We start from the raw sequence: 16,446 nt of genomic DNA, 5'->3' as shown, positions 1-16,446 counted from the left end.
CCAGATAGCAGCCCAGGCCGCGCGCCCCGTCCGGCGCGCCGCGCGGCCGGGCGGTGGCCAGCGCCACCCCGGCCCCGGCATTGCTGGTGAACCATTTGAGGCCGGTCAAGCGCCAGGCCGCGCCGTCCGGCTCGGCCGCCGTGGTGGTGGCGGCGACGTCGGTGCCGCCATGCAGCTCGGTCGCCCAGGTGCCGCCGGACAGCGCCTGGCCGTCCATCCGGGTCAAGAGCGGCAGCCACTGGCTGCGCACCGGATCCGGCGCCAGCCGGTCGAGCGCCCAGGCGACGGCGCCGGTCAGCGTCACCGGGCAGTGCAGCGACACATCGGCCTGGGACAGCACCCCGCCCATGACGAAGGACAGCAGATGCGGCGCCCGCTCCGGCCCGCCCCCCTCCAAACCAAAGGCCAGGCCGATGACGCCGCGGCGATAGGCGTCGGCGTGGCAGGCGCGGTATTCGGCGTTCAGCACCACCCGGCCGACCGGCGCGCCGGTGCCGTCATGGCTCTCGAGCCGTGGCGGTGCGTGCCGGCTGGTGTAGTCGGCCTGCGCTTCCACCGCCTCGCCGACCCAGGCGCCGAACTCGGCCAGCCGGTCGCCGAAGCGCGGCAACAGGTCCGGGCTGCGCCGGGCCAGGCGACGCTGCAGGTCGCGGTCGGTGGTGAACAGGTTCAGGCCGCGGATCGCGGGCGGCAGCGCGAGCGGTCGGGTCTCGGTCCGGTCCATGGCGGGCCTCCCAGCAGCGATGCCCCAAAATAGCACGAGGCGGCGCAAGCGCCGCCTCGTGTCGGATCGGACGCCTATCTCAGTGGGCGCTGGCCCAGACCTTGCGCTTCACCGAGTACAGGAGGCCGGCGAAGATGATCAGGAACAGCACCACCTTGACGCCGGTGTACTTGCGCTCCTCCATCGACGGCTCCGCCGTCCACATCAGGAAGTTGACGACGTCCCAGGCCTCCTGCTGATGCGTCGCCTTGGTGCCGTCGCTGTAGGTCACCGCGTCGTCGCCCAGGATGTTCGGCATCGCCGTGACATGGCCGGGGAAGTAGGCGTTGTAGTTCAGCCCGTCCGGCACCTTGAAGCCTTCCGGCGCGTCATGGAAGCCGGTGAGGAAGGCGTAGATGTAGTTCGGGCCGTCGGTCTCGCCGCCCTCGCCGCGCGCCTTGGCCATCAGCGACAGGTCCGGCGGCAGCTTGCCGCCATTCGCCGCCGCCGCGGCCTTGTCGTTCGGGAACGGGTTGTGGAACTTGTCCGAGGGCAGCGCCGTGCGCTCGATCGGCTCGCCGGCGTCGTTGGTGTCGGCCACCTTGTACTCGGCGGCGATCGCCTTGACCTCGTCCGCGTTGAAGCCGAGCCCGGTCAGGTCGCGGTAGGACATCAGGTGCATCGAGTGGCAGGTCGAGCAGACCTCCTTGTACACCTGAAAGCCGCGCTGGGCGGAAGCCCGGTCGAAGCTGCCGAAGAAGCCGCCGAAGGTCCAGTTCTGGGCTGGCGGCTCGACGCTGCCTTCCGCCGCCTGGGCGGCCGGGAGGACGGCGCCGAGGGTCAGCAGCAGGGCCGCGGCGGTGAGAGCGGATCTGAGCATGATCTTGTCGAGGAGCGGCATGGTCACGCCTTCACCGTATTCGTAGCGGCCGACGGCCCGAGGACGGATTCGCTGATGCTGCGCGGCAGCGGCAGCGGCCGTTCGATCTTGCCCAGGATCGGCAGGATCACCAGGAAGTGCAGGAAGTAATAGACCATGCCGACCTGGCCGATCAGCACCGGCAGGCCTTCCGGCGGCTGCGACCCGGCATAGCCGAGGCCGATCACCGAGGCGACCAGGAGCCAGAAGCACCAGCGGTAGATCGGCCGGAACCGCGCGCTGCGGACCCGGCTGGTGTCGAGCCAGGGCAGCACGAACAGGATGGCGATGGCGCCGAACATGGCGATGACGCCGAGCAGCTTCGCCGGGATGCCGAACAGGCTGAAGGTGATCGAGCGCAGGATCGCGTAGAACGGCAGGAAGTACCATTCCGGGACGATATGCGCCGGCGTCTGCAGCGGGTTGGCCTGGATGTAGTTGTCGGCATGCCCCATCAGGTTCGGCGCGAAGAACACGATGAAGGCATAGAAGATCAGGAACACGGCGATGCCGAAGCTGTCCTTGGCCGTGTAGTACGGGTGGAAGGGCAGCGTGTCCTGCGGCCCCTTCGGGTCGATGCCCGAGGGGTTGTTCGAGCCGGTGATGTGGAAGGCGCCGACATGGATGACGACGACGCCGAGGATCACGAACGGCAGCAGGAAGTGCAGCGAGTAGAAGCGGTTCAGCGTCGGGTTGTCGACCGCGAAGCCGCCCCACAGCCAGGTGACGATGTTCTCGCCGACCAGCGGGATGGCGGAGAACAGGTTGGTGATGACGGTGGCGCCCCAGAAGCTCATCTGGCCCCAGGGCAGCACGTAGCCCATGAAGGCGGTGGCCATCATCAGCAGGAAGATCAGGACGCCGAAGATCCACACCAGCTCACGCGGGCTCTTGTAGGAGCCGTAATACAGGCCGCGGAAGATGTGGATGTAGACGGCGATGAAGAACATCGACGCGCCGTTGGCATGGATGTAGCGCATCATCCAGCCGTAATTGACGTCGCGCATGATGCGCTCGACCGACTGGAAGGCGAAATCGACATGCGGCGTGTACTGCATCGACAGGAACAGGCCGGTGGCGATCATGATCACCAGCATCATCCCGGCGATGGCGCCGAAGTTCCAAAGATAGTTGAAGTTCCGCGGAGCCGGGTATTCGCCGTACTCCTTGTACATCATCGAGAAGATCGGCAGCCGCGAGTCGACCCAGCGGATCGCCGGGTTCTTGAAGGTCGAGGGCTGGGCTGAGTGTGCCATAAGAAGTCTCTCCGGAACGAGCGGCTCAGCCGATCTTGACCTTGGTGTCGGCGGTGAAGGCGTAGGTCGGCACGGCGAGATTCTGCGGCGCCGGACCCTGCCGGATGCGTCCGGAAGTGTCGTAGATCGAGCCGTGGCAGGGGCAGAACCAGCCGCCGAACGGGCCGCGGTTCTCACCCGGATTCTGACCCAGCGGAATGCAGCCGAGATGGGTGCACACGCCGATGACCACGAGCCATTCCGCCTTCTGCACGCGCGCCGAATCGGGCTGCGGGTCCGGCAGCTGGCTGAGCGGCACCTCTTCGGCGGCCTTGATCTGGTCTTCCGGCCGGTGACGGATGAACACCGGCTTGCCGCGCCACTTCACCGTCAGGGACTGGCCGACGGCCACCGGCGCCAGGTCGACGTCGATCGAGGCCAGGGCCAGGACGTCCTTCGACGGGTTCATGCTGTCGATCAGGGGCCAGGCCACGCTGGCGACGCCGACCGCGCCCACCGCGCCGGTCAGGAGATACAGGAAGTCGCGACGAGTGCCCCCCTCCCCGGATCCATGATCCCCGGTTGGCGTATGACTCGGGCCCGGCGCGCCCTGGAGGGTGGTATCCGACATTGTTGCAACGGTCCTTCTCGGTCGACCTTATCTTCCCCCGCGCCTCCCGAGCTGGCTTTGGCCCGGGGCGACGATGCCGTATCCCGGGCAGGAGGCGGCCACGGGTCTATACAATGCCATTCCGACCCTTGCAATTCGCTAGAACCGCCCAGCGACGCAGCACCGCGGCACGGAGTCGACCGACATGCGCCTTGTCCTCTACGAACCCGACATCCCACAGAACGCCGGCACGATGATGCGGCTGGCGGCGGCGCTGGGCGTCGCGGTCGACCTGATCGAGCCCTGCGGCTTCCTGGTCGACGACCGGCGGCTGCGGCGCGCGGCCATGGACTACGCGGATTTCCTCGATCTCACGCGCTGGACCAGCTGGCGGCACTATGCCGAAACCACCCATGCCGGGCGGCTGGTGCTGCTGACCACCAAGGCCAGCCAGCCCTATGCCGGCTTCGCCTTCGCCGCCTCCGACCGGATCATGGTCGGGCGCGAAAGCGCCGGCGTGCCCGAGGCGGTGCATGCTGCGGCGGATGCCCGCATCGTCATCCCGCTGCGGCCGGAGGCGCGCTCGATCAATGTCGCGACCGCGGCGGCCATGGTGCTGGGCGAAGCGATTCGCCAGACCGGCACCGGGCCCGGGGAGCCCTGAGGCCCTGCGGCGCGGATGACCATTTTCGCCTTCGGCCGCCCGCCCTATGGTGCGGGCGCTGCAACAAAGGCCTGCCGCATGAGCCCGACCTCGCCCGACCCGACCCCATCCGATCCGGTCGAATCCCGCAAGGCCGAAGCCGCCGCCTGGTTCGCGACGCTGCGCGACCGGATCTGCGCCGCCTTCGAAGCGATCGAGGACGACTATGCCGGGCCGCCCGCCAGCCCCTGGGCCGACCGGCCGCCGGGGCGGTTCGAGCGCAAGGCCTGGGACCGGCCGGGCGGCGGCGGCGGCGTGATGGCGACGATGCGCGGCCGGGTGTTCGAGAAGGTCGGCGTCAACATCTCGACCGTGCATGGCGAGTTCTCGGAGGCGTTCCGGGCGCAGATCAAGGGCGCCGAGGGCGACGGCCGGTTCTGGGCCTCGGGCATCAGCGTCGTCGCCCATCTGCAGAGCCCGCTGGTGCCGGCGGTGCACATGAACACGCGGCGGATCGAGACCTCGATCGGCTGGTTCGGCGGCGGCGCCGACCTGACGCCGATGGTTGCCGACGAGACCGACACCGCCGAATTCCACGCTGCGCTGCAGGCCGCCTGCGACCGGCACGACCCCGGCTACTATCCGCGCTTCAAGGAGTGGTGCGACCGGTACTTCTTCCTGCCGCACCGGGACGAGCCGCGCGGCGTCGGCGGCATCTTCTACGACAATCTGGACAGCGGCGACTGGGAGGCCGATTTCGGCTTCACCCGCGATGTCGGCCTGGCCTTCCTCGACGCCTATCCGCGCATCGTCCGCCGCCACATGGACCGGCCCTGGACCGAGGACCAGCGCGCCCACCAGCTGCAGCGCCGCGGCCGTTATGTCGAATTCAACCTGCTGTACGACCGCGGCACGACCTTCGGATTGAAGACCGGCGGCAACACCGAGGCGATTCTCATGTCGCTGCCGCCCCTGGTGGCCTGGCCTTAGAGTTTGTCTTGGCTCACCCGTTGAGGGGGTTTTCAGAACAGCGCCATTTGGATCGGCCTATCCTTCTACTCTCCCCCTCCCCTTGCGGGAGGGGGCAGGGGGAGGGGGTGTCGCAGCCTGGATCGATGTAAGCGGCCTATGCCTGATCGGACCTCCCGCTAGGCCATTCGCGCGCGGACGCGCGCAGACCCCTCCCCCAACCCCCTCCCGCAAGGGGAGGGGGAGAGTGGAAGGTTGGGCTGGCTCGGTGTGATCGGCAGTTTCGTAGGTTGGGTTCGCGGCAAGCGAACCCAACAATGGTGCGACGGCGGGATGTTGGGTTCGCGACGCGAACCCAACCTACGCGGTCGCACCATGGCGGCTAGCTGCTGTCCGGGTTCGACGACTCCGGCACATGCCGGCCGGTGTCGGACTCGCCCGGCTCCGCGGACCAGTCGTCCGTGGATTCGCGATCGGCCGTTTCGGTCTCCCGCGGCGGGACGGGCGTCATCTCGGCGCCCTCGTCCCAGCTCTGCGGCAGCCGCACCGGCGGGTGGCCGATCTTGCGGCAGACCTCCCGCACCAATTCTTCCGCCGACAGCGTGTCCAGCTGCGCGTCGAGCATCTCGTCCTCGACCAGCGACTCCCACGCCATCGCCCGCATGCATTCGGCGTCGATTCCGCGTTCGGGCTGCGCCGTCGCCTCGCCGACCATTTGCGCCGCGCGCTCGCGCCGCTGCCGGCGGCGGGCTTCCTCGCCCGAGGTCTTGCGTTCGTCCCGCCGCGTCATGAAGCCGTTGCGGATCCGGTCGGTCAGGGCGACCGTCAGCCGCACCGAGCGCGTCAGCCGCGCCTGGATCAGGCCGAAAGCCGGCGGCGGCGCCTTCGGGTCGTGATGCGCCCGCTCCTGCTGCCGCTCGGTCAGCCGCTTGCAGCGCATGTCGATCTCGGCCGCCTCGCGCAGCGTGGTCAGCGCCCAGCCCGTCCAATGCATGTCGGGGTCGGTCGGCCGGATCGGTTCGGATTTCGCCTCATCCATAGAACATAGCATGAACGAAAACCGCGGACGCGCGCAATGAACATTGTGTTCACAGGCCCGAACGCAAAAAGATGGCCGGCTTGTCGGATCGCCGTCTCACCGGCCGTCCTTGGAACGATCCCGGCGTGCGAGACGCCGCCATCGACAGGAGAACGAGATGAGGAAGGTCGTCGCCGCCGCGTTCCTGAGCCTGGACGGCGTGATGCAGGCCCCCGGCGGGCCGGAGGAGGACCCGGACAGCGACTTTGCCCTGGGCGGCTGGACGTTCCACCACTGGGATGACGTCATGGGGCGGGCCATGGACGAGGCCTTCGACATTCCGTTCGACCTGCTGCTGGGCCGCAAGACCTACGAGATCTTCGCCGCCCACTGGCCGCGCGTCCCAGCCGACGACCCGGTCGGCGCGCTGTTCAACCGGGTGACGAAATACGTCGTCACCAGCTCGACCACGCCCCTGGCCTGGCAGAACTCCGTCGCCCTGCGCGGCGACGCGGCGCAGGCGGTGGCCGAGCTGAAGCGGCACAACGGGCCGGACCTGCTGCTGCAGGGCAGCAGCGAGCTGATCCAGGCCCTGCTGGCGCACGACCTGATCGACGAGTTCAGGCTGATGACCTTCCCGGTCGTGCTCGGCTCCGGCAAGCGGCTGTTCGGCCGCGGCGCCATCCCGGCCGGGCTGAAGCTGGTGAGCAGCCAGGTGTCGACCACCGGGGTGGTGATCAGCAGCTATACCCGGTCCGGCGAGGTGACGACCGGGTCCTTCGCCCTGGACAAGCCGACATAGGCCGAACTCACCCGGCGCGAGCGGGTGCTGCGGGAAGGCTGAGCCGGAATCGATAAATGCCTGGCGCAATCAAATTGCCTCTCCCGCCTGGCGGGAGAGGTCGGGCGTCCGCAGGACGACCGGGTGAGGGCTGGCCGGGCCTCGACAATGGGCCCTCACCCGGAGCCGCTTCGCGTCTCCGACCTCTCCCGCAAGCGGGAGAGGCAAGAACTCACAGCCGTGGTGCGATCGGGATGACCCGATCTCGACTACACTCAGCCCGCGCTAGGCCGGCAAGGCACCGGAACGCTTGGCGGTCCAGGTCGCGATGTAATCCATCAGCCCCGGCGACAGGCAGTCATAGGGCGGCAGCCCCAGCTGGTTGAGCCTGGCCCGAATGCCTTCCATGCGGCCCGGGTCGACGCCCGATTCGATGACCGACGAGACGAAGGCGGCGAAGGTCGGCGCGGCATAGCCGCTGCTTTCGAACCGCTCCGGATGGATGAAGGACAGGCCCTTGAACGGGTGGTCGCGCTCGACCGGCCCGTGCAGATGGACGCCGCATTGCTTGCAGGCATGCCGCTGGATCAGGGCGCTGGGATCGACCACCGCCAGCTTGTCGCCGTTCTCCAGCACCGTCACCTTGTCGGACGGCACCACGGCGACGACGGAGAAGGCCGTGCCTTTCGGCTTCCAGCACTTGGTGCAGCCGCAGGCATGGTTATGGGCGACGTCGCCCTCGATGCGCACCTTGACGGGACGATCGGTGCACAGACAGGTCAGAGTGCCGCCCTGGAAGCTGCCTGACCCCTGGCGCACGCCGCCGTCGACGACCGGGTGTATGGACTCGCTCATCGCGTTTCTCCCTATTGTAGGTTCGTTGACCCGGATGGTCGTTCCGGCGGAAGTGTCGGACATGCGCGGCGGAATCTCTATTGGACCCTCGGACGAGAAATGGTGCCAAGATCGGGGATCAGCCCAGCCTGAGCCACCCCGAGGAGAGTCATGTTCGATCCCGTTGAGCGCCGCCCGGTCGGCCGCACCACGCTGCGCGTATCCCGCCTGGGCATCGGCGGCGGCAGCCTGTTCAGCTCGATCGGCGACGCCGCCGTGGCCGCGCTGGTCGACCATTGCTGGGACCGCGGCCTGCGCCATTTCGACACCGCCGCGCTCTATGCCGGCGGGGTCAGCGAAACCCGGTTCGGCACTGCGCTGGCGGACCGGCCGCGCGACGAGCATGTGCTGTCGACCAAGGCCGGCCGGACCACCGAGGACGGGCAGAACCGCTTCGACTACACACGGGACGGCATCCTGCGGTCGGTCGAGCGCAGCCTGGCCAAGCTGAAGCGCGACCGGCTGGACATCGTCTTCATCCACGACGTCACCCCCGACCTGCATGGCGATTCCTATGAGGCCCGATTCGCCGAGGCGATGGACGGCGCGTACCCGGCGCTGGCGGAGCTGCGCCGACAGGGTGTGGTCGGCGCCATCGGCGTCGGGGTGAGCAACTGGCAGGTGTGCCAGCGCTTCGCCGAGGCCGGCGCGTTCGACTGCATGATGCTGGCCGGCGGCTATACCCTGCTGAAGCAGGATTCGGTGCCGTTCCTCGACGATTGCGTGAAGCGCGAAATCTCGGTGCTGGTGGCGGCGCCGTTCAACACCGGCATCCTGGCCACCGGCGCAATCGAGGGCGCGCGTTACCACTATAAGCCGGCGACGCCCGAGGTGCTGGAGCAGACCCGGCGGATCGAGGCGGTGTGCCGCCGCCACGACGTGACGCTGCCGGCGGCGGCGCTGCAGTTCCCTCTGCGCCACCCGGCCGTGGCCAGCGTCGTCGTCGGCCATCAATCGGCCGAGGAGGTCGACCGCAACCTGGCGCTGCTGCGGCAGGACATTCCGGAGGCGCTGTGGGCCGAGCTGGCGACCGAGAACGTGTCGGCCTGAGGTCGGGCCGGAGCCGGATGACTGTTGCCTCTCCCGCTTGCGAGAGCTTTTCAGAATGTCTCTTGGGCCATTTGGGACCGGCAAAGGCATCGGCCGAAAGAGAAATCTGAAAAGGTCTCGCTTGCAGGAGAGGTCGGAGACGCGAAGCGGCTCCGGGTGAGGGCTCTTTGTCGAGGCCTGGGCCAGCCCTCACCCGGTCGTCCTGCGGACGCCCGGCCTCTCCCGCGTCCGGCGGGAGAGGCAATGCGAAGACGCTCGGCATCCCGTCGTATTTCGGCCCGGGTACAGCCGCCTGATTCAACGCCAACCGATCTTGCTCTACGCCGCCGTGTGCTCGGCGATCGCGGTCAGGTAGGTCTCCCAGTCCGCGGGATGCAACTCGTGCCCGCCGCCATCGATCCGCACCAGCCGGGCGCCCGGCACGGCGGCGGCGAGCGTGGCGCCGTGCTCGACCGGGAAGATCGGGTCGGCGGTGCCGTGGATGACCAGCAGCGGCGCCTGGAGCTCGCCCAGCCGGCCGCGCCACCGGTCGCTGCCCTTCAGCATGAAATGGTTGGTGGCGCTGATGAAGCTGCGCGCGCGATCGTAATCGGTCTCGATCAGCCGGCGGGCTGCATCCGCGTCGTGCGGATGGGCGGTGCCGGAGATCGCGCGGGCGTCGCGGCGCATGAAGTCGATCACCTGCGCCCGGTCGGTCCAATCGACCGATTCGCCGGTGGCCGCGTGTTCCATATAGGCCGCGGTGGTCTTCGGCAGGTGCGAGGTGTCGGTGCCGACCGGCGAGGTGCTGATCGCGGTCAGCGAGGCGACCCGGCCCGGATGCGCCAGCGCCGCGATCTGCGCGATCATGCCGCCGAGCGACATGCCGACGAGATGGGCCCGGTCCAGCCCGTATCCGTCCAGCACCCGGATGGCGTCGTCGGCCATCTCGTCGAAGCCGTAGGGCGGCTGGCCCGGCGGATATAAGGTCGACAGGCCGGTGTCGCGGTTGTCGTAGCGGATCACGTGGCGGCCGCGCTCGGCCAGGCGCCGGCAGAACCCTTCCGGCCACCACAGCATCGAGGCCATGGCGCCCATGACCAGCAGCACCGGCGGGTGCGCCGGGTCGCCGAAGGCCTCGGTCGCGATCTCCACGCCGTCGGCCGTGACAGTCTTCTCGCCCATTTCGTTCCCCCCCTTGTCAGCCTGGCGGTTTTTAGACCAACGGCCCGAAATATTGACCCGTCATGGCGAGCCCCGCAGGGGCGTGGCCATCCAGCGGCTCGATCTCTGGATGGCCACGTCGCTTCGCTCCTCGCCATGACGAAAAAAGGCTGGAGAGTCGATAGCAAAGGCCGCTGGAATCAAACCCCGGCCAATTCACGCAGCCGGCCGAGGCTTTCGTCGCGGCCGGGGCGCAGGCCCTGGCTGATCCACCAGCGCTCGATCTCGGCCAGGGTCCGGCCGACGGCGGGGCCGGAGACGCCGAGGGCGACCACGTCGCGGCCGCGCACCGGCAGGGCCGGCACATGCTCCTTCTCCAGCGCCGCCAGGGCGCGCTTGAAGCTCCAGCGCTTCGGCGCCGCGGCCCAGGCCAGGCGCAGCCGGTCGCGACCGCCGGTCCGGCCGTGCCGGTACAGGAGGAGCCGCACCCCGACCTCGTCCGGCGCGTTGTCGAGCGTGCTCTGCTGCAGCCCGACCAGCCGGTCGCGCTCGTCATTCGACAGCTTCAGCCGCGCCGCCACCGCCGCCGCCTCGCCGCGCAGCAAGGCCGCCAGCCGCAGCAAGGGGTCGGAGCCGGGGGCGACCTGGACCAACCCCTGCAGCCGGGCGATGTCGCCATCCTCGCCGATCACGTGCCGGGCGATGCCGGCCGCGACCATCGCCCGCCAGACCGGCACCGGATCAGGCGCAGCCAGCAGCTTCAGCAGCTCGGCCCGCACCCGCTCGCCCGACAACCGGTCGAGGTGGCCGGACGCGGCGGCGCAGGCGGCCAGCGCCGCCGGGTCGAGCTCGCCCTGGCCGTAATGGGCGTGAAAGCGGAAGAAGCGCAGGATGCGCAACGCGTCCTCGGCGATGCGCTGCGCCGGGTCGCCGACGAAGCGGACCCGGCCGGCCAGGGCGTCCGCCACCCCGCCGAAATAGTCGTGCACCGCGCCTTCGGCATCGACCGACAGCGCGTTCATGGTGAAGTCGCGCCGCGCGGCGTCGGCCCGCCAATCGGCGGTGAACTCGACCACCGCGTGCCGGCCGTCGGTCTCGACATCGACGCGGAGGGTGGTGATCTCAAAGCTCTTGCCATGCGACCGGGCGGTGACCGTGCCGTGCTGCAGCCCGGTCGGGATCACGCCGAGCCCGGCATTGTGCAGTGCCACCATCACCGCCTCGGGCTTGAGCGGCGTGGCGATGTCGACATCCGCGGCATCGCGGCCGAGCAGCGCGTTGCGGACGCAGCCGCCGACGAAGCGCGGGTCGAAGCCGGGGATCGACAGGGCGTTGATCACCGCCCGGGCGGCGGCATCGGTGGCCCAGCCGGGCAGCGGCGACAGGCGATAGGGTGTCGTCATTCGGCGGTCCCGAGCAGCACGTCGCGGAGATTCCTCAGGATGCCCGCGGTCACGCCCCAGACATAGCGGTCGCGATAGGGGAAGGCATAGTATTGCCGCTCCACCCCCTGCACGGTGATGCGGTGCAGCTTCGGGTTGGTCGGGGCCAGGATGAAGGCCAGCGGCACCTCGAAGATCTCGGCCACCTCGAACGGGTCGGGCGCGGTTTCCAGGGGCGGCGTCAGCAGGCCGATGAAGGGCTGGATCTCGAAGCCGGTGCGGCTGACATAGGTGTCGAGCCGGCCGACGATCTCGACCTTGTGCCGCGGCAGGCCGATCTCCTCCTCGGTCTCGCGCAGCGCCGCTGACAGCGGGTCCGGGTCGCCCGCCTCGACGCCGCCGCCGGGAAAGGCGATCTGGCCGGCATGGGCGGTCAGATGCGGCGTGCGCAGGGTCAGGAGGATGGTGTCGCCGTCCGGCCGCCGGACGATCGGCACCAGCACCGCCGCCGGCCGCAGGCTCGCCAGCGGCTTCAGGTCCGGGTTCAGGTCGTGGTCGCCGCGGGAGAGTACCGGCCGGTAGCGCCGCAGCCGCTCCAGATCGGCCACGATCGCGGGCGACTCGGTGCTCACGCCTGGTCCAGCGGGAAGAAGGTCCGGTGGCTCCAGACCCCCATCCGGCCGTCATGGCCGACGGCGATCTCGGCCAGCTCGTAGAAAACCGGGCGCGACAGCAGCGCGTCGAGCCCCTCCGCGATCCGGATATAGGGCGACGGCTCGCCGGTGCCGGGGGCGAAGGCGACGCGGATCGGATGCTCCGGCCCGGCCTCGCGGACCGCGTCGAGATTGGTGCGGAAGGTCAGGACCTGGTCCTCGCCCGTCCCCGAGACCTCGACCGCCACGGCGACGAAGGGCGCGTCGTCGACCTTAATGCGCCCGCGCTCCGCCGGAGTGATCAGCCAGTAGTCGCCGGCCGCATCGCGCCGCAGCACGGTGGCGAACAGCTTGACCAGGGGCAGGCGGCGGATCGGGCTGCCGTGATAATACCAGGTGCCGTCGCGGCCGATGCGGATGTCGTAGGCCTCGTCCTGCGCCGTCGGGCTTCGTCGGGCTGCCGCCAAGGCAGCCTTCATCGCACCTGCGTCAGACTGCGCCCGGGCCGGTTGCGTTTTCTTGGACTCGCCGTCGCTCAATTCCGCCATACTCTTGCAATAGATCCGTCAGTTCACAGAGCGGCACGCCGATGCAAACGACCGTCCCGACCGAGCTCGACACCCCGGCCACGCCCGCCGATATCGATGCGGCGGTGGAGCGGCTGGGTGCCGTCCGCAGCATGATCGGCCGGGTCATCTTCGGCCAGCAAGAGGTGATCGACCAGAGCCTCGTGACGATCCTGGCCGGCGGCCATGTCCTGCTGGTCGGCCTGCCCGGCCTGGCCAAGACCCGGCTGGTCGAGACGCTGGGCACCGTGCTGGGCCTCGAGGAGCGGCGGGTGCAGTGCACGCCGGACCTGATGCCGGCCGACATCCTCGGCTCCGAGGTGCTGGAGGAGAGCGAGACCGGCCGCCGCAGCTTCCGCTTCATTCCCGGCCCGGTGTTCAGCCAGCTCTTGATGGCCGACGAGATCAACCGCGCCAGCCCGCGCACCCAGTCGGCGCTGCTGCAGGCGATGCAGGAGCACCGGGTGTCGATCGCCGGCCGCTATCTGCCGCTGCCCGAGCCGTTCCACGTCCTGGCCACCCAGAACCCGCTGGAGCAGGAGGGCACCTATCCCCTGCCCGAAGCGCAGCTGGACCGCTTCCTGATGCAGGTCGATGTCGGCTATCCCGACCTGGCGGCGGAGCGGCGGATGCTGCTGGCCACCACCGGCGTGCACGAGGCCCAGATCGAGGCGGTGATCAGCGCCGACACGCTGCAGCGGACCCAGCGCCTGGTGCGCCGGCTGCCGGTCGGCGAAACGGTGCTGGAGGCGATCCTGTCGCTGGTCCGCGCCGCCCGCCCCGATTCGACCGACCTGCCGGAGGTGCAGCGCATGGTCGGCTGGGGCCCCGGCCCGCGCGCCAGCCAGTCGCTGATGCTGGCCTGCCGCGCCCGCGCCATCCTGACCGGCCGGACCTCGCCCTCGGTCGACGACGTCGCCGCTTTGGCCCGCCCGATCCTGCAGCACCGCATGGCCCTGACCTTCGCCGCCCGGGCCGATGGCGCCACCATCGCCGACGTCGTCGAGCGCCTGGTCGCGCGCCTGGGCTGAGGCCGAGGTGGCGGACGGCTCATCCCCCCTGACCGGCGCCCAGCGGCGCAAGGCCGCCGATGCGCTGGCGGCAACGCTGCCGCCGCTGCTGATCGCCGCCGACCGCGTCGCCTCGACCGTGGCCCAGGGCGTGCACGGCCGCCGCCGGGTCGGCGTCGGCGAAAGCTTCTGGCAGTTCCGCCGCTACCAGGCCGGCGAGCCGATCGGCCGGATCGACTGGCGCCAGTCCGGCAAGTCCGAAGGCCTGTTCCAGCGCGAGACCGAATGGGCCGCGGTGCAGACCGCCTGGCTGTGGCGCGACGCCTCGCCGTCGATGGACTACCGTTCCGACCGGTCGCTGCCGACCAAGCGCGAGCGCGCCGAGGTGCTGCTGCTGGCGCTGGCCTCGCTCTTGAACCGAGCGGGCGAGCGGGTGGCGCTGATCGGCGGCGACACGCCGCCGGCGACCGGCCGGGCCAGCCTGCTGCGCTTGGCCGTGGCGCTGGACCGTGGCACGCTGGATGATTCCGGCAAGGCGGTGCCGTGGGAGCTGCGGGTGCCGCGCCATTCCGCCATGGTGCTGCTGGGCGACTGCCTGGCCCCGCTCGACGAGTTCGGCGCCTCGGTCGCCGCCTATGCCGCCCGCGGCGTGCGCGGCCATATCCTGCAGGTGCTCGACCCGGCCGAGGCGACGCTGCCCTTCGAGGGCCGCATCCGCTTCGAGGGCATCGAGGAGGTCGAATCGGCGCTGATCCCGCGGGTGCGGTCGGTGCGCGACGCCTATCGCGAGCGCCTGGCCGAGCACCAGGACGGGCTGGCGGCGATCGCCCGCCGCGCCGGCTGGAGCTTCGCCGTGCACCGCACCGACAGATCGGCCGAGGCGGCGCTGCTGAGCCTGTGGGGCGTGATGTCAGGGGCCGTGACCGGCAGGGCCAGATGGTGACGCTCGCCGGCCTGGTCTTCCTGGCGCCCGCCATCCTGGCGGCGCTGATCCTGCTGCCGGTGATCTACTGGCTGCTGCGGGTCACCCCGCCGGCGCCGCGACGCCTGAGCTTCCCGGCGATCCGCCTGCTGCTGGGCCTGCAGACGCAGGAGGAGACGCCGGAGCGGATGCCGTGGTGGCTGATGCTGCTGCGCCTGGTCCTGGCCGCGCTGATCATCGTCGCCCTGGCTCATCCGGTGCTGAACCCCGGCTCCGCCCTGCCCGGCAGCGGCCCGGTGCTGCTGGTGGTCGACAATGGCTGGGCCGCCGGCAAGGGCTGGCCGCAGCGCCAGGAAGCCCTGCGCACCGCCGTCGACAAAGCCGAGCGGGCGGGCCGAGACGTGGTGCTGCTGGCCACCGCGCCGACCGCCCCGGGCGAGCCGGTCGCGGCCAGCCGCCTGCTGCGCCCGGGCGAGGCGCGCGGCCTGATCGACAACCTGGCGCCCAGCCCCTGGCCGACCGACCGGGCGGCGGCGCTGAAGGCGGCCGATGCGCTGCGCCTGACCGGATCGACCCATGTCGTCTGGGCCAGCGACGGCATCACCACGGAGAAAGAGGCGGACGGAGTGCGCGACTTCGCCGCCCGGCTGCAGCGCTTCGGCAGCCTGGAGGTGCTGACCCCGCAGGCCTTCGACCTGGCGCATCTGGTCGGCACGCCGCAGGTGGCCGACACCGCCCTGACCGTGCCGGTGAAGCGCGCCGCGGCCGTCGGCGACGTGCCGCTGGTGCTGCGCGCCACGGCCGAGGACGGCCGCCCGCTGGCCCGCACCGAAATCCGCTTCCCCGCCGGGCAGCGCCAGGCCGAGGCCCGGTTCGAACTGCCGTCGACCGCGCGCAACGCCATCGCCGCGGTGTCGATCGAGGGCGAGACCACGGCCGGCGCCACCGTGCTGGTCGATGAGCGGTGGCGCCGCCGGCCGGTCGGCCTGGCCGCGCCGCAGGATACCGCCCGGGCCCAGCCGCTGCTGACCGAAAACTACTATCTGCAGCGGGCGCTGGAGCCCTTCGCCGAGATCCGCCGCGGCAGCATTGCCGACCTGCTGGGCGGCACCCAGCCGACCGACCGGCTGGCCGCCCTGCTGGTGCCCGACGGCACCCTGTCCTCCGACGCCGACCGCCAGGCGGCGGAGCGCTGGATGGAAAGCGGCGGCGCGCTGATCCGCTTCGCCGGGCCGATCCTGGCGGCCAATCCGGACCCGCTGGTACCGGTGCCGCTGCGCTTCGGCGACCGCACCCTGTCCGGCGCGATGTCCTGGACCGAGCCGATGCCGCTGGCGCCGTTCGACGCCACCAGCCCGTTCCAGGGCCTGGCCATCCCGGCCGATGTGCGCATCCAGCGCCAGGTGCTGGCCGACCCGTCGCCCGACCTGGCCGACAAGACCTGGGCCCGGCTGACCGACGGCACGCCGATCGTCACCGCCGAGAAGCGCGGCCGCGGCTGGCTGGTGCTGATCCACACCACGGCCGGGCCGGGCTGGTCGAGCCTCGCCTTCTCCGGCCTGTTCGTCGACATGCTGCGCCGCGTGGTGGCGCTGGGCAGCGGCGTCGGCGGCGACAGCGGCCAGGCCAGCCTGGCGCCGGTCAAGCTGCTGGACGGGCTCGGCCGGCTGGTGCCGCCGCCGCCGCTGGCCCTGCCGATCGCCGGCCCGGCCTTCGCCGGCACCGTGCCGGGGCCGGAGCATCCGCCCGGCTTCTACGGCACCGAGGACAACCGCCGCGCCCTCAATCTCGGCTCGGCCGTGGCCAGCCTGGAGCCGATGCCGGCCCTGCCGCCGGGCGTGTCGGTGGCGGGCTACGAGGCCCCGGCCGAGATCGACCTGCGGCCTTGGGTCTTCGCGCTGGCCATGACCCTGCTGATCCTGGACGGGCTGATCGCCCTGTTCATGCG

16 protein-coding genes and 1 pseudogene are annotated in these 16,446 nt (G+C 70.5%); 7 read left to right on the top strand and 10 right to left on the bottom strand.

Annotated features, from left to right (window positions below; genetic code table 11):
- The 4 genes and pseudogenes from AB4Z01_RS33525 to petA all read right to left on the bottom strand — a co-directional run.
- Positions 1–724: pseudogene (locus AB4Z01_RS33525) on the bottom strand (hypothetical protein); the annotation flags it as partial.
- 79 nt (positions 725–803) lie between these two features.
- Entirely contained in the window at positions 804–1,604 is an 801-nt protein-coding gene (locus AB4Z01_RS33520) for a cytochrome c1 (RefSeq protein ID WP_441700809.1), read from the bottom strand.
- A gap of 2 nt (positions 1,605–1,606) precedes the next feature.
- On the bottom strand, positions 1,607–2,878 hold the full coding sequence (locus AB4Z01_RS33515) for a cytochrome b (RefSeq protein ID WP_441700807.1): 1,272 nt from the start codon (positions 2,876–2,878) through the stop codon (positions 1,607–1,609).
- 25 nt (positions 2,879–2,903) lie between these two features.
- Positions 2,904–3,488, bottom strand: coding sequence for a ubiquinol-cytochrome c reductase iron-sulfur subunit (gene petA / locus AB4Z01_RS33510; protein WP_429231818.1), 585 nt, complete (start codon positions 3,486–3,488; stop codon positions 2,904–2,906).
- A 184-nt stretch (positions 3,489–3,672) separates the two neighbouring features.
- Here petA and AB4Z01_RS33505 point away from each other — a divergent pair, with 184 nt between their 5' ends.
- Both AB4Z01_RS33505 and hemF read left to right on the top strand, forming a co-directional pair.
- Positions 3,673–4,131 carry a tRNA (cytidine(34)-2'-O)-methyltransferase gene (locus tag AB4Z01_RS33505; protein WP_441700805.1) on the top strand — a complete coding sequence of 153 codons (459 nt, stop codon included), beginning with the start codon at positions 3,673–3,675 and terminating at the stop codon, positions 4,129–4,131.
- A 78-nt stretch (positions 4,132–4,209) separates the two neighbouring features.
- Positions 4,210–5,100: an oxygen-dependent coproporphyrinogen oxidase gene (gene hemF / locus AB4Z01_RS33500; protein WP_441700810.1), complete on the top strand. Its 891-nt coding sequence runs from the start codon at positions 4,210–4,212 to the stop codon at positions 5,098–5,100.
- A gap of 361 nt (positions 5,101–5,461) precedes the next feature.
- On the opposite strand, the gene AB4Z01_RS33495 is transcribed toward hemF, so the two are convergent.
- The gene (locus AB4Z01_RS33495) at positions 5,462–6,118 is read right to left on the bottom strand and encodes a hypothetical protein (RefSeq protein WP_441700803.1); all 657 of its coding nucleotides are present in this window, start codon (positions 6,116–6,118) and stop codon (positions 5,462–5,464) included.
- A gap of 157 nt (positions 6,119–6,275) precedes the next feature.
- Between AB4Z01_RS33495 and AB4Z01_RS33490 the strand changes: the two genes are divergently transcribed.
- Positions 6,276–6,899, top strand: a complete 624-nt coding sequence (locus AB4Z01_RS33490) for a dihydrofolate reductase family protein (protein ID WP_441700802.1) — start codon at positions 6,276–6,278, stop codon at positions 6,897–6,899.
- A 264-nt stretch (positions 6,900–7,163) separates the two neighbouring features.
- Here AB4Z01_RS33490 and gfa read toward each other — a convergent pair whose 3' ends face one another.
- Positions 7,164–7,733, bottom strand: a complete 570-nt coding sequence (gene gfa / locus AB4Z01_RS33485) for an S-(hydroxymethyl)glutathione synthase (protein ID WP_441700800.1) — start codon at positions 7,731–7,733, stop codon at positions 7,164–7,166.
- Between the two features lie 150 nt (positions 7,734–7,883).
- On the opposite strand from gfa, the gene AB4Z01_RS33480 reads away from it, so the two are divergent.
- On the top strand, positions 7,884–8,822 hold the full coding sequence (locus tag AB4Z01_RS33480) for an aldo/keto reductase (RefSeq protein WP_441700798.1): 939 nt from the start codon (positions 7,884–7,886) through the stop codon (positions 8,820–8,822).
- A gap of 318 nt (positions 8,823–9,140) precedes the next feature.
- Here AB4Z01_RS33480 and AB4Z01_RS33475 read toward each other — a convergent pair whose 3' ends face one another.
- The 4 genes from AB4Z01_RS33475 to AB4Z01_RS33460 all read right to left on the bottom strand — a co-directional run bounded on the left by AB4Z01_RS33475 (position 9,141) and on the right by AB4Z01_RS33460 (position 12,467).
- Entirely contained in the window at positions 9,141–9,986 is an 846-nt protein-coding gene (locus AB4Z01_RS33475; protein ID WP_441700796.1) for an alpha/beta fold hydrolase, read from the bottom strand.
- A 179-nt stretch (positions 9,987–10,165) separates the two neighbouring features.
- Positions 10,166–11,368 (bottom strand): CCA tRNA nucleotidyltransferase, encoded by a 1,203-nt coding sequence (locus tag AB4Z01_RS33470; protein WP_441700794.1) that lies wholly within the window; start codon positions 11,366–11,368, stop codon positions 10,166–10,168.
- Positions 11,365–11,979: a CoA pyrophosphatase gene (locus AB4Z01_RS33465; RefSeq protein ID WP_441700793.1), complete on the bottom strand. Its 615-nt coding sequence runs from the start codon at positions 11,977–11,979 to the stop codon at positions 11,365–11,367. Before AB4Z01_RS33465 ends, AB4Z01_RS33470 begins: the two co-directional genes overlap by 4 nt.
- Positions 11,976–12,467, bottom strand: coding sequence for a DUF1285 domain-containing protein (locus AB4Z01_RS33460; protein WP_441700791.1), 492 nt, complete (start codon positions 12,465–12,467; stop codon positions 11,976–11,978). The genes AB4Z01_RS33465 and AB4Z01_RS33460 overlap by 4 nt, the downstream gene beginning before the upstream one ends.
- Positions 12,468–12,589: 122 nt before the next feature.
- On the opposite strand from AB4Z01_RS33460, the gene AB4Z01_RS33455 reads away from it, so the two are divergent.
- The 3 genes from AB4Z01_RS33455 to AB4Z01_RS33445 all read left to right on the top strand — a co-directional run.
- Positions 12,590–13,597 carry an AAA family ATPase gene (locus AB4Z01_RS33455; RefSeq protein ID WP_441700789.1) on the top strand — a complete coding sequence of 336 codons (1,008 nt, stop codon included), beginning with the start codon at positions 12,590–12,592 and terminating at the stop codon, positions 13,595–13,597.
- Positions 13,598–13,604: 7 nt separating this feature from the next.
- Positions 13,605–14,519: a DUF58 domain-containing protein gene (locus AB4Z01_RS33450; RefSeq protein WP_441700788.1), complete on the top strand. Its 915-nt coding sequence runs from the start codon at positions 13,605–13,607 to the stop codon at positions 14,517–14,519.
- A partial coding sequence (locus AB4Z01_RS33445; RefSeq protein WP_441700786.1) for a BatA domain-containing protein occupies positions 14,513–16,446 on the top strand: 1,934 nt, incomplete at its 3' end. The genes AB4Z01_RS33450 and AB4Z01_RS33445, both read left to right, overlap by 7 nt.

The sequence above is a fragment of the Inquilinus sp. YAF38 genome (genome assembly GCF_052113205.1).
Lineage (GTDB): Bacteria > Pseudomonadota > Alphaproteobacteria > DSM-16000 > Inquilinaceae > Inquilinus.
Note: the sequence above shows the minus strand (reverse complement) of the source record. Positions and strands in the feature narration are given on the sequence as shown.

What these genes read in the sequence shown, in the direction of transcription:
- AB4Z01_RS33520 (WP_441700809.1), bottom strand. Translation starts at nt 1,604, where the DNA reads ATGCCGCTCCTCGACAAGATCATGCTCAGATCCGCTCTCACCGCCGCG.
- AB4Z01_RS33470 (WP_441700794.1), bottom strand. Translation starts at nt 11,368, where the DNA reads ATGACGACACCCTATCGCCTGTCGCCGCTGCCCGGCTGGGCCACCGAT.
- hemF (WP_441700810.1), top strand. Translation starts at nt 4,210, where the DNA reads ATGAGCCCGACCTCGCCCGACCCGACCCCATCCGATCCGGTCGAATCC.
- gfa (WP_441700800.1), bottom strand. Translation starts at nt 7,733, where the DNA reads ATGAGCGAGTCCATACACCCGGTCGTCGACGGCGGCGTGCGCCAGGGG.
- AB4Z01_RS33515 (WP_441700807.1), bottom strand. Translation starts at nt 2,878, where the DNA reads ATGGCACACTCAGCCCAGCCCTCGACCTTCAAGAACCCGGCGATCCGC.
- AB4Z01_RS33495 (WP_441700803.1), bottom strand. Translation starts at nt 6,118, where the DNA reads ATGGATGAGGCGAAATCCGAACCGATCCGGCCGACCGACCCCGACATG.
- AB4Z01_RS33455 (WP_441700789.1), top strand. Translation starts at nt 12,590, where the DNA reads ATGCAAACGACCGTCCCGACCGAGCTCGACACCCCGGCCACGCCCGCC.
- petA (WP_429231818.1), bottom strand. Translation starts at nt 3,488, where the DNA reads ATGTCGGATACCACCCTCCAGGGCGCGCCGGGCCCGAGTCATACGCCA.
- AB4Z01_RS33480 (WP_441700798.1), top strand. Translation starts at nt 7,884, where the DNA reads ATGTTCGATCCCGTTGAGCGCCGCCCGGTCGGCCGCACCACGCTGCGC.
- AB4Z01_RS33490 (WP_441700802.1), top strand. Translation starts at nt 6,276, where the DNA reads ATGAGGAAGGTCGTCGCCGCCGCGTTCCTGAGCCTGGACGGCGTGATG.
- AB4Z01_RS33475 (WP_441700796.1), bottom strand. Translation starts at nt 9,986, where the DNA reads ATGGGCGAGAAGACTGTCACGGCCGACGGCGTGGAGATCGCGACCGAG.
- AB4Z01_RS33505 (WP_441700805.1), top strand. Translation starts at nt 3,673, where the DNA reads ATGCGCCTTGTCCTCTACGAACCCGACATCCCACAGAACGCCGGCACG.